Raw genomic sequence first — 12,014 nt, forward strand, 5'->3', positions numbered from 1 at the left:
TCCCGCCTACGCTCAGGGTCTGCACACCGTCCAACGCCGTCACGGTGAACGTGCCGCTTTGGGTCAGGGCCGATGCATCCGGGCTGCTGCCGTCGCTGAGGTTTTTCTCCTGCAATGACAGCTCGCCGCCTTCGGTGTCGAGGCCGGTGATGATCACCGGGTCGTCGTTGTTGTGGACCTGCAAGACCAGGTTCGCGGTGCTGGTATCGCCGTCGGCGTCGGTCAGGGTGTAGGTGAAGGTTTCGGTGCCGCTGCCCCCGCCCTGCAACGCGACAAACTGCGGGTCGCTGGTGTTCAGGGTGTAGGTGTATGTGCCGTTGGGGTTGAGCACCAGGGTGCCGTAGGTGCCGGTGAACGTCCCGCCAATGATCGGTCCGCTGTCGGGGCCGGTGGGGATCCGGTCGGCGCCCTGATGGTCGTTGGGCAATACGTTGCCGGTGAGGCTGACCAGGGTTTCCGACGCCGTGTTGGCGTGGCTGTCATCGATCGCCTGGGGCACGTCATCGGTGATGTTGACGTCCAGGGTGCCAGTGGCCGTGTCGCCGTCGGTGTCGACCGCCACCACAGGGAACTGCTCGGTAATGTTGTTGACACCGCCGCCAGCAGGATGGGTTTCATTGTCCGTCAGTGTGTAGGTGTAGCTGACCACTCCCGTAGCCGGGTTATAACCGGTGATGGTCAATGTGTTGCCCAGCGCCGACGTGATGGTTTGGGGGAAGCCTGCGGGCACACCGCCGCTGATCACGTTGATGCCGCCGATGCTCAGGCTGTTCAGCCCGTCAGGCGCGGACACCGTGAACGTGCCATTTTGCACCAGCGCCCCCGGATTGCTGGCCGAACCGTCGGCCAGATTGGCCTCGTTGGTGGTCAGTTCGCCGCCCTCGACAGTCACACCGTCGAGGGTCACGGGGTTGTCCGGGGTCTCCGGGACGACCGGTGGCACGGTCGCATCGTCGCCCGTGTTATCCGGGTCACCGGCCAGGCGCAGTTCTGGAAACTCAGGAATCCCATTGAACCCGGCCGTCGGGAAACCGATCAACGGATCGACCTCCCCGCCCACCTCTTCCAGCAACACAAAACTGTGCCCACCCCCTACGCCACCCGGGTTGCCCCCTTCGGGTCCGGCAGCCGTGGCTTCACCGGTCTGCGTCGGGTCGGCACCGGCGGCGATGGCTTGCTGCAGCTTTTGCACATCGGTCAGTTGCGCGTCATTCGGTGCCACTGTGTCGGGCGTGTCGACATGAGGCGCAGGGTTGGCGAGCAGCTGCGAGGTCAGGGTCAGGTTGCTTTCGCGGCCCAGGGTTAACGCCTGGCCGTTTTGCAATTGGACAGCCACGGCCCCTTCGGCACCGGTGACCAAGTGTTCGCCGGCATAAAGCCGATCGCCTTCGACCAGAGGCCGCCGCAGGCCACCAGCCGTTTCCGCGAAAACTTGCCCGACCACTTTGCTGACGATACCGATGAGCGCTGCCATGTGCATTTCCTCCGTTGCCGACCGCAGTCGGCACCTGTTTGGGTGAAGAATCCGTCCTCAGATTGGCGATCTGCAAAGCTGGAAAATCTGCCAGCTTTCCTGAAGGCAGAACGTGCTGGCAATTCGCCTAAACGACAAAAAACCGTCACCTGTAACCGCCTCATCCATCGCTCTTTCGGCACTTCTTCACATCGCTTGAAAATCTGAATGGAACTTTTATTGACGCCTAAAATCCGTCAGAACCCGCAGATTCAAAGGCTTTCGCTTTGAACAATGTGCCGGTTTTTTACAAGCACATAAGTTTTTTTCGGAATAAGCGTTATGAGAAATTCTTCTTAGGTTTTGCGCAGGATGTTCTTAGCTGTGTTGTTACAAGGTTGAAACGGTTTTGATCTTAAATACGTCAATAAATTGGCGACAACGAAGCACTACAGACCTCAGGAGATGCACCCCATGCGCGTTCTAACCCCCCTCTGCAGCGCGGTTTTGCTGGCCATGGCCTGCTCTTCTCAGGCGCAGGCCATGTCCTTGACCGAAGCGATCCAGAGCACCATCGCGACTCACCCGGAATTGGCACAACGGGTGGACAGCCGCCTGTCGGCCAATGAAGACGTCAAAGTCGCCCGGGGGGGCTTTTTCCCGTCGGTGGATCTCAATGCCGGTTATGGCCGTGGCTACAGCGACAACACCAACACCCGGGCGCAGGGCAACCACCACACCAATATCCTGACCTACACCCAATCGGAACTGCGCCTGCGGCAGATGATCTTCGACGGGTTCAACACCGCCAATGAAGTGCAGCGCACCCAGGGCGTGGTCAATTCCCGGGCCTATTACGCCCAGGGCACCGCCCAGGATCTGGCGCTGCGCACCATCGAGGTCTACCTGGAAGTGCTCAAGCGTCGTGAACTGGTGACCTTGGCCAAGAACAACCTGCAGGCGCACCTGCGGGTCAACGACCAGATCGGCCTGCGCACCGAGCGAGGGGTGGGCAGTACGGCCGACTCCGACCAGTCCAACGCCCGTCGGGCCCTGGCGGAAAACAACTTCGACACCGCCCAGGTCGACCTGGCGGACGCCGAGGCGAACTTCTACAGCGTGGTCGGGCGCATGCCCGATGAGCTGGAAGCGCCGCCCTCGACCAAAGGCGAGCTTCCCGCCGACCTGCGCGAAGCCCAGCAAAGCATGGTGGACAACAACCCGTACCTGAAATCGGCCCAGGCCGACATACAGTCCGCCGAAAGCCAATATGAAGTGGCAAAGTCGCCGTTCTATCCGCGCTTTGACGCCGAGGCGGCAGTGGGCGCCAACAACAACATCGGTGGCGAAGAAGGCCACGACAACAACTGGCGGCTGGGCGTGGTGATGAACTACAACCTGTTCCGCGGCGGCAGCGACAAGGCGCGGCTGGCGTCCAACGCCCACCAGATCAACCAGGCCATGGACATCCGCAACAACGCCCTGCGCCAGCTCAACGAAGACACGCGCCTGGCCTGGAACGCCATGCTCAACGCCCGCAAGCAGACCCCGACCGCCCGCGAATATGCCGACACCACCGCCCGCGTGCGCGCCGCCTACCAGGATCAGTTCGGCCTTGGCCAGCGCACCCTGCTCGACCTGCTCGACAGCGAAAACGAGTTGTACAACGCCAACCGTCGCTACACCGAAGTGCGCTACACCGAGGAGTACTCGATGTACCGGGTGCTGGCGAACATGGGCCTGTTGTTGCAGAAACAACGGATCGTGCTGCCGGCCGATGCGGTCGCGCAGACCGAAGTCAAGAACCAGGCACGGTTGCCAGAACTGAAGTAATCCAGTGGGAGCGATCAATGTGACCAGCATGGAACCCGCAACCCCCGGCGCCGACCCGCGCCTGAACTTCGATGATCCGTTGCTGGACGGCCTGTTGATCCTCTGCAAACTCCATGGCGCGACGGCCAGTCGCGCCAGCCTCAGCGCCGGGCTTCCTATGGCGCACCAACGCTTGAGCCTGGACCTGCTGCCCCGCGCAGCGGCCCGGGCGGGCTTGCAGGCGCGGCTATTGCGGCGTGAGCTGGCGGACATCTCAGCCCTGAACCTGCCGGTGATGCTGATCCTGGCGGGGGGCCGCTGCGCCGTATTGCGGCGCTGGGGCGAGGATGGCAAGGCGCTGATCCTCCCCAGCGAAGCCGATGGCGGTGAACAATGGGTCAGCCGCGAGGAACTGACCACCGATTACAGCGGCCAGGCGCTATTCGCCCGGCCGCGCCATGAACTCGAAGACTTGCGCGCCCCACTGGTGCCGCGGGTCGAGGCGTGGTTTCGCGACACCCTGAAACTGTCGCGCTGGCTGTACAGCGATGCGATCCTGGCGAGTTTCCTGATCAACCTGCTGGGCCTGATGGTGCCGCTGTTCGTGATGCAGACCTACGACCGCGTGGTGCCGAACCAGGCCACATCGACCTTATGGGTGCTGGCCGTGGGGCTGCTGATCGGCACCGGTTTCGAACTGGTGCTGCGGGTGGTGCGCGCCCATCTGCTGGACACCGCCGGCAAGAAAACCGACGTGATTCTCTCCGCGACTTTGTTCGAACGCATCACTGGCATGGCGATGAAGGCCAAACCGGTGACCATCGGCGGCTTCGCCCAGAGCATCCACGACTTCCAGGGCCTGCGGGAATTCCTCACGGCGGTGACGCTCACCAGCCTCATCGACCTGCCCTTCACCCTGCTGATGCTGGTGGTGATCGGCCTGCTGGGCGGCTGGCTGGTGGTGATTCCCGTGATCGCATTTCCGATCACCATTGTCTTCGCCATGATCATCCAGGCACGCCTGCGCGACACCGTGCAAAAAAGCCTGGCCCTCGGCGCCCAGCGCCAGGCCCTGCTGATCGAAACCCTCGGCGGCCTGGAAACCCTCAAGGCTTGCAGCGCCGAAAGCGAGCGCCAGCACCAATGGGAAAGCACCCACGGCGCCCTCACCCGCCTGGACAGCCATGCGCGCAACCTCTCGGCACTGGCGACCAACGGCACCTTGTTCCTGCAACAACTGGCGGGCATGGCGACCATCGTCGCGGGGGTCTACAGCATCATTGCCGGCAATCTCAGCGTCGGCGCGCTGGTGGCGACCTACATGCTCGGCAGCCGCGTACTGGCCCCGCTCGGGCAGATCGCCGGGCTGATCACCCGCTATCAGCAAGCCCAGCTCACCATGCGCAGCACCGATGCCCTGATGGCCTTGCCCCAGGAGCGTGACGCCAAGCAGCGGCCCCTTGAGCGCACCCAATTGCAGGGCGCGCTGGACGTCAGCGGCGTGACGTTCCACTACAACGGCCAGAGCGCCCCGGCACTGGCCAATATCAGTTTCAGCCTCAAGCCCGGCGAACGGGTCGGGATCATCGGCCGCAGTGGCTCGGGCAAGAGCACCCTGGCGCGCCTGGTGATGGGTTTCTATGCACCGGAGGAAGGCCAGTTGCTGCTCGACGGCCTGGACTTGCGGCAACTGGACGTCGCCGACCTGCGCCAACAGATCGGCTATGTCGCCCATGACCTGCCGCTGCTGGCCGGCAGCCTGCGGGACAACCTCACCCTCGGTGCGCGCTACATCAGCGACGCGCGCATGCTGGAAGTGGCGGAACTGACTGGTGTCACCGAACTGGCGCGCCAGCATCCCCAAGGTTTCGACCGCCCGGTGGGCGAGCGCGGACAACTGCTGTCCGGCGGCCAGCGCCAGGCTGTGCTGCTGGCCCGGGCCTTGTTGCTCGACCCGCCGATCCTGCTGCTGGACGAACCCACCAGTGCCATGGACAACAGCAGCGAAGACGTCTTGCGGCAGAAGCTTCATACCCACGTGCAGGGCAAGACCGTGCTGCTGGTCACCCACCGCACCTCGATGCTGAGTCTGGTGGACCGCTTGGTGGTGCTGGATAACGGCCGGATCGTGGCGGACGGGCCGAAGGACGCGGTGATCGATGCGCTGCGCAAGGGACGGGTGGGCTCCGCGGCGGTTTAGAGGCCGACACATACCCCTGTGGCGAGGGAGCTTGCTCCCGCTGGGCTGCGAAGCAGCCCCAAGGGCCATTCCCCCGGTTGTATCAGGCGGACCGCGCCGGCAGGTTTTGCGACGGCTTCGCCGCCGAGCGGGAGCAAGCTCCCTCGCCACAAAAAGCAGCACCCAGCTCTTTTACTTAAAAGCAGCACCCAGCTCTTTTCATTTAACCAACGGGTACCGCCCCATGCCTGCTCAAACATCGGATTCAGCCGCCCGAAGCTACTTCGGCAGTTTCAGCAAAAGCGCCGAAAGCGAGTTCATGCCGGAAACCGCCGGCGCCACGCTGCAGGATTCTCCCCGGCGCTCGCGGGTTACCGTGTGGCTGGCCGCCGGGTTGATCGTCACCGGGTTGGTCTGGGCGAAGTTTGCGGTCTTGCAGGAAGTCACCACCGGCGAAGGCAAGGCGATTCCGTCGAGCAAGATCCAGGTGATCCAGAACCTGGAGGGCGGCATCGTCACCGAGATTTTCGTGCGCGAAGGCCAGATGGTAAACAAGGGCGACACCCTGCTGCGCCTCGACGATACGCGGTTCCTGTCGAACAAGGGCGAGAGCGAGGCTGACCGCTATGCCCTGACCGCCCAGGTCGAGCGCCTGTCGGCCGAAGCTGAAGGGCGGCCCTTCGCGCTCTCGGCAGAGGTCACCGCCAAGGCCCCGCAAGTGGCCGAGGACGAACGCTCGCTGTATGAACAACGCCAGCGACGCCTGGCCAGCGAACAACGGACCCTGACCGAACAGCTGCGGCAGAAGACCCAGGAACTGGCGGAGTTTCGTTCCAAGCAAGGCCAGTTCAGCTCCGCCCTGGCCTTGTTGCAAGAAGAAATGAACATGTCCGCGCCGCTGGTGCGCACCGGGGCGGTATCGCCGGTGGAGATCCTGCGGCTCAAGCGCAGCGCGGTGGAAATCCGCGGCTCGCTCAACGCCACCACCCTGGCCATTCCCAGGGCCGAATCGGCGATCAACGAGATCAAGAGCAAGATCGACGAATCGGAACAGACCTTCCGTTCCGAGGCGGCCAAGGACCTCAACGAGAAACGCACCGAACTGTCGAAAATCACCGCCTCAAGCATCGCCATCGACGACCGCGTGACCCGCACCACCGTGGTCTCGCCGGTGCATGGGGTGATCAAGCAATTGAAGGTCAATACCATCGGCGGCGTGGTGCAGCCGGGCAACGACATGGTAGAAATCGTGCCCTTGGAAGACAACCTGCTGATCGAAGCCAAGGTCCGCCCCCAGGACGTGGCGTTCCTGCACCCTGGCCAGAAAGCCATGGTCAAGTTCAGCGCCTACGACTACACGATCTATGGCGGGCTCAGCGCCAAGCTCGAACTGATCGGTGCCGACACCATCACCGACGACAAGGGCAACAGCTTCTATTTGATCCAGGTGCGGACCGATAAAAACCACTTGGGCGGCGATGCCAAGCCGTTGCTGATCATTCCGGGGATGGTGGCGACGGTGGACATCATCACTGGGGAGAAAAGTGTGTTGGATTACTTGCTCAAGCCGGTGTTGAAGGCGCGGACCGAGGCGATGCGCGAGCGCTGATTTCTGCTGAGATATGCGGTGATTGAGAGGCCGCCTTCGCGAGCAAGCCCGCTCCCACAATGGATCTGCGGCGAACACAAATTTTGCGGCCACAGGCGATCAAATGTGGGAGCGGGCTTGCTCGCGAAGGCGCCGGCAAAGACAACCATTATTTCTCAGCATGATTACGCCGAAACGTCTCCTCCCCCATCGCCACAATCTGCCCCTCGATCAACGCCTCGAACGGCTTCAGCAGCGGCTCGAAACGGGTCGGCGCTTCGAGTGTCTGCAACGCCTGGACAATCGCCTCCACCGTCGACAACGCCCCCGGCCCCGGTGCCTTGCGCAAACGGTAACGAGACACCCCACTGTTAGCCAACGTCACCCTCGGCAACGCCGCCAGCAGCGGATTGAGGTGCAGCAGTTTTCTCGCCTTGCGCCAGGTGCCATCGGGAACGACCAACAGCAGCGGCTCATCGGACGGCCCGTAGGTTTGCAGCGGCTGCGCGTCGTCAGCGGGAAACAACAACCGCGCCTGATAACCCGCCTGGTTGAGCAACCGGGGCAGATCCTCGAACACCTCGCCCACGATCAGCTCGGCATTGCGCAGCCCCAAGGCCGCCAGCCGGGCAGTGTTCAAGGCGTGGTTCACTTCGCTCGGATGTTGCAACAGCAAGACCCGGGTGCGGCTGTCGAGGTTGGGGATCAACGGGCACAGGCAATGGCTTTGCGGTCGTTGGCAGCGCGGGCATTGGATTCTGGACATGATCAGGCCTGGTTCAGTTGAGCTTTGAGCAAATCACGGAAGGTCTGGATCAGCGGCTCGCGGCTGCGGCCACGGCGCACGATCATCGAAAACGGCGCCTGATAACCGAAGGTCGCCGGCAACAGCACGCGCAAGTCGCCCTTGTCGACCCAAGCCTGGGCATAGTGCTCAGGCAAATAACCGACGTAGGCACCGGACAACACCAGGATCAACTGCGCTTCCATGCTCTCGACCGTCGCCGCACTGTGCTTGAAGCCATGACGAGCCAGCTCGGCTTGGCTCCAGTAACCGCGTCCGACCATGCGCTGCTGGGTGATGACCTGTTCGGGGATGCGCCGCTCGTTGAACAGCGGGTGGCGATTGCTGCAATACAACCAGTGCTGCTCGCGGTACAACGGCATGTAGACCAACCCGCTCATGCGCGTGGAAAACGCACCGATGGCCAGATCCAGGCGGTTGTCCTGCACACCGAGTTGCAGCTCGTAAGGGCTCAGGACCGACAGGTGCAAATGCACCGCCGGATGCTCCTGGCTGTAGGCACCGATGGCTTCGGCGAATGGCAAGGCCGTGTCGCTCACTGTCGAGTCGATCACCCCCAGGTTCAGCGTGCCGCGCAGTTCCCCCTTGAGCGCGGCGGCGTACTGTTCGAAGCCTTCGAGCTCGCCCAGCAGGCGCAGGGTTTCCTGATGGAACAACTCGCCCTTGCTGGTCAGGCTGAACCCGCCCCTGCCGCGATGACAGAGGACCAGGCCCAGGGCCGACTCCAGTTGGCTCATATAAGTGCTGATGGCCGAGGTGGAGAGGTTGAGCTCGTGCTGGGCATTGGCGAACCCCTGATGCCGGACCACGCTGACGAAAATGCGCAGCAGTTTCAGGTCGGGTAGAGCGTTGGCCATGGGGGTGTCTCCGGATCACACATAAACAGAACTTGTCGCGCTTTTGTGGCGAGGGAGCTTGCTCCCGCTCGGCTGCGAAACAGTCGTAAAACCTGCCCACGCGATCTACCTGAAACACCGAGGTGAATGGTTTTGGGGCTGCTTCGCAGCCCAGCGGGAGCAAGCTCCCTCGCCACCGGGGTAATCGTCTGCCCTAGGATTGCGCTGCTGCGGAGTCTATCGCCCCGCCCGCCATTAGTTTAGAAAAATCTGAACTAAGTATTTGCCGCCAGCGATTCTTCACGACAGCGGCTTTTCGCAGAATCGGCCCCTGATAAATAAAACAACGATGAGGCCCTACCCGTGGACAAGATTCTTCACCAACCACTGGGCGGCAACGAAATGCCGCGCTTCGGCGGCATCGCCACCATGATGCGACTTCCTCATTTGCAAACCGCTGCCGGCCTGGACGCTGCTTTCGTCGGCGTGCCGCTGGACATCGGCACCTCCCTGCGCGCCGGCACCCGTTTCGGGCCGCGGGAGATTCGCGCCGAATCCGTGATGATCCGCCCCTACAACATGGCCACCGGCGCTGCACCGTTCGACTCGCTGTCAGTGGCGGACATCGGTGACGTGGCGATCAACACCTTCAACCTGCTGGACGCGGTGCGGATCATCGAAGAGTCGTACCACAAGATCCTCGAACACAACGTCATCCCCCTGACCCTGGGCGGCGACCACACCATCACCCTGCCGATACTGCGAGCCATTCACAAGAAACACGGCAAGGTCGGCCTGGTGCACATCGACGCCCATGCCGATGTGAACGACCACATGTTCGGCGAGAAAATCGCCCACGGCACCACCTTCCGCCGCGCCGTGGAAGAAGGCCTGCTCGATTGCGACCGCGTGGTGCAGATCGGCCTGCGGGCCCAGGGCTACACCGCCGATGATTTCAACTGGAGCCGCCATCAGGGCTTTCGCGTGGTCCAGGCCGAAGAGTGCTGGCACAAATCCCTGGCGCCGTTGATGGCCGAAGTGCGTGAAAAAGTCGGCGGCGGCCCGGTGTACCTGAGCTTCGACATCGACGGTATCGACCCGGCCTGGGCGCCCGGCACCGGCACCCCGGAAATCGGTGGCCTGACCACCATCCAGGCGATCGAAATCGTCCGTGGCTGCCAGGGCCTCGACCTGGTCGGTTGCGATCTGGTAGAAGTCTCGCCGCCGTACGACACCACCGGCAACACCTCGCTGCTGGGCGCCAACCTGCTGTACGAGATGCTCTGCGTACTGCCTGGCGTAGTTCATCGCTGAGGCGCCGTCATGAGCCATCGAGACCAGGTTCTCAAGGCCGCCGCTGAACTGGTGTCGGCCTTCGCCCGCAACGATCGCGAGGCTTATTTCAGTGCGTTCAGCACCGATGCGAGCTTCGTGTTCCACACCCTCGAACAGCCCCTGCTGTCACGCGATGCCTACCGGGCGTTGTGGGATCGCTGGAGGTCCGAGGATGGCTTCGAGGTGCTGAGCTGCACCTCGAGCAACGCCTTCGTCAGCCTGCAAGGGGACGTGGCGATTTTTATCCATGACGTGGCCACCGAGCTGCGCATGCAAGGGGAGCTTCACATTAGCCAGGAGCGCGAAACCATTGTGTTTCGCCAAGAACAACAAGGCCTATGGCTGGCCTGTCATGAACATTTGTCCGCAATGCCGGAAGGGCTGCCACCCCCTTAGCCACAGGCGACATTCACAACCGATGAATGCGCCTCGATGATCGGAGCAGATCATGAATAACAATAACGATAAAAGCCTTACGCAGATTGAAACCAACGGGGTCGAACAGATCCCGGACCACGAACGCACCGCAGGCACAGGCGACCTGTTTCGCCTGATCTTCGGCGGCGCCAATACCTTTGCCACCGCCGTGCTCGGCAGTTTTCCGGTGCTGTTCGGCCTGTCGTTCCAGGCCGGGGTCTGGGCGATTGTGCTGGGCGTGTTGGTGGGTTCGATCATTCTCGCGCCGATGGGCCTGTTCGGTCCGCTCAACGGCACCAACAACGCGGTGTCATCCGGCGCGCACTTCGGCGTGCACGGGCGAATCGTCGGCTCGTTCCTCTCGTTGCTGACCGCCATCGCGTTTTTCTCACTGTCGGTGTGGAGTTCGGGCGATGCATTGATCGGCGGCGCCAAGCGGCTGATCGGCGTGCCGGAAACCGACTTGAGCCTGGGCCTGGCCTACGGCCTGTTCGCCCTGCTGGTGTTGACCGTGTGCATCTACGGCTTCCGCTTCATGCTGTGGGTCAACCGCATCGCCGTGTGGGCCGCCAGCCTGCTGTTCCTGCTCGGCATCTTCGCCTTCGCACCGACCTTTGACAGCCAGTTCGCCGGCACGGTCAGCCTTGGCCAGCCGGGCTTCTACGCCGCCTTCATCGGCGCGGCGCTGGTGGCCATGAGCAACCCGATTTCCTTCGGTGCGTTCCTCGGTGACTGGTCGCGCTACATCCCGCGCAACACGCCCAAGCGCCGCATCATGCTGGCGGTGATCGCGGCGCAACTGGCGACATTGATCCCGTTCCTGTTCGGCCTCGCCACCGCCACCATCGTGGCGATCAAGGCGCCGGACTACATCGCGGCCAATAACTACGTGGGCGGGCTGCTGGCGGTGTCGCCGGGGTGGTTCTTCCTGCCGGTGTGCCTGATCGCGGTGATCGGCGGCATGTCCACCGGCACCACGTCGCTGTATGGCACCGGGCTGGACATGTCCAGCGTGTTTCCACGGCTGCTGTCGCGGGTCAAGGCGACGCTGCTGATCGGCGTGCTGTCGATTGCCTTCATCTTCATCGGGCGCTTCGCGGCGAACCTGGTGCAGAGCGTGTCGACCTTCGCGGTGCTGATCATCACCTGCACCACACCCTGGATGGTGATCATGATCATCGGCCTGCTGGTGCGCCGCGGCTTCTACTGCCCGGACGACCTGCAAGTGTTCACCCGCGGCGAAACCGGCGGGCGCTACTGGTTCAGCCACGGCTGGAACTGGCGCGGCCTGGGGGCGTGGATCCCCAGCGCGCTGGTGGGGTTGTGCTTCGTCAACCTGCCAGGGCAGTTCGTCGGGCCGCTGGGGGAACTGGCCGGCGGGATCGACATCAGCCTGCCGGTGACCCTGGGCCTGGCCTCGGTGGTGTACCTGGCGTTGTTGGGGCTGTTTCCAGAGCCGGCGGCGGTGTATGGGCCGCAAGATCCGCGGGGCACAGCGCCGCTTGCTAAATCAGAGCTCCGGCAGACCGCCTGACTGAAAAATACCCGTGGCGAGGGAGCTTGCTCCCGCTGGGCTGCGCAGCAGCCCC

The 12,014-nt window shown here is 63.0% G+C and carries 9 protein-coding genes; 6 read left to right on the forward strand and 3 right to left on the reverse strand.

The annotated features are described in order from the left end of the window. On the reverse strand, positions 1 to 1,474 hold a 1,474-nt coding region (locus HU767_RS25775), incomplete at its 3' end, for a retention module-containing protein (protein WP_186730812.1). A 453-nt stretch (positions 1,475 to 1,927) separates the two neighbouring features. Between HU767_RS25775 and HU767_RS25780 the strand changes: the two genes are divergently transcribed. The 3 genes from HU767_RS25780 (at position 1,928) to HU767_RS25790 (ending at position 7,053) form a co-directional block, all read left to right on the forward strand. Then, positions 1,928 to 3,286: a TolC family outer membrane protein gene (locus HU767_RS25780; RefSeq protein WP_186704625.1), complete on the forward strand. Its 1,359-nt coding sequence runs from the start codon at positions 1,928 to 1,930 to the stop codon at positions 3,284 to 3,286. Positions 3,287 to 3,305: 19 nt separating this feature from the next. Then, a complete protein-coding gene (locus tag HU767_RS25785; protein ID WP_186730813.1) occupies positions 3,306 to 5,465 on the forward strand; it encodes a type I secretion system permease/ATPase in 2,160 nt (719 codons plus the stop codon). 223 nt (positions 5,466 to 5,688) lie between these two features. Continuing rightward, on the forward strand, positions 5,689 to 7,053 hold the full coding sequence (locus HU767_RS25790) for an HlyD family type I secretion periplasmic adaptor subunit (protein WP_186730814.1): 1,365 nt from the start codon (positions 5,689 to 5,691) through the stop codon (positions 7,051 to 7,053). 148 nt (positions 7,054 to 7,201) lie between these two features. On the opposite strand, the gene HU767_RS25795 is transcribed toward HU767_RS25790, so the two are convergent. Together HU767_RS25795 and HU767_RS25800 are read right to left on the reverse strand one after the other, a co-directional pair. Continuing rightward, positions 7,202 to 7,798, reverse strand: coding sequence for a DTW domain-containing protein (locus tag HU767_RS25795; RefSeq protein ID WP_186730815.1), 597 nt, complete (start codon positions 7,796 to 7,798; stop codon positions 7,202 to 7,204). A gap of 2 nt (positions 7,799 to 7,800) precedes the next feature. Continuing rightward, positions 7,801 to 8,694, reverse strand: coding sequence for a LysR family transcriptional regulator (locus HU767_RS25800; RefSeq protein ID WP_186704621.1), 894 nt, complete (start codon positions 8,692 to 8,694; stop codon positions 7,801 to 7,803). Positions 8,695 to 9,036: 342 nt separating this feature from the next. Here HU767_RS25800 and speB point away from each other — a divergent pair, with 342 nt between their 5' ends. Genes speB through HU767_RS25815 form a run of 3 tightly spaced genes read left to right on the forward strand, consistent with a single transcriptional unit; the run spans position 9,037 to position 11,959 of the window. Continuing rightward, on the forward strand, positions 9,037 to 9,987 hold the full coding sequence (speB, locus tag HU767_RS25805) for an agmatinase (protein ID WP_186704620.1): 951 nt from the start codon (positions 9,037 to 9,039) through the stop codon (positions 9,985 to 9,987). Between the two features lie 9 nt (positions 9,988 to 9,996). After that, the gene (locus HU767_RS25810; protein WP_186704619.1) at positions 9,997 to 10,404 is read left to right on the forward strand and encodes a nuclear transport factor 2 family protein; all 408 of its coding nucleotides are present in this window, start codon (positions 9,997 to 9,999) and stop codon (positions 10,402 to 10,404) included. 49 nt (positions 10,405 to 10,453) lie between these two features. After that, complete coding sequence (locus HU767_RS25815) at positions 10,454 to 11,959, forward strand: cytosine permease (protein WP_186704748.1); 1,506 nt, start codon at positions 10,454 to 10,456, stop codon at positions 11,957 to 11,959. Positions 11,960 to 12,014: the final 55 nt, after the last annotated feature.

Origin of the sequence: Pseudomonas sp. SWRI179 (genome assembly GCF_014268705.1) — a bacterium.
In the GTDB taxonomy this organism is placed as follows: domain Bacteria; phylum Pseudomonadota; class Gammaproteobacteria; order Pseudomonadales; family Pseudomonadaceae; genus Aquipseudomonas; species Aquipseudomonas zanjanensis.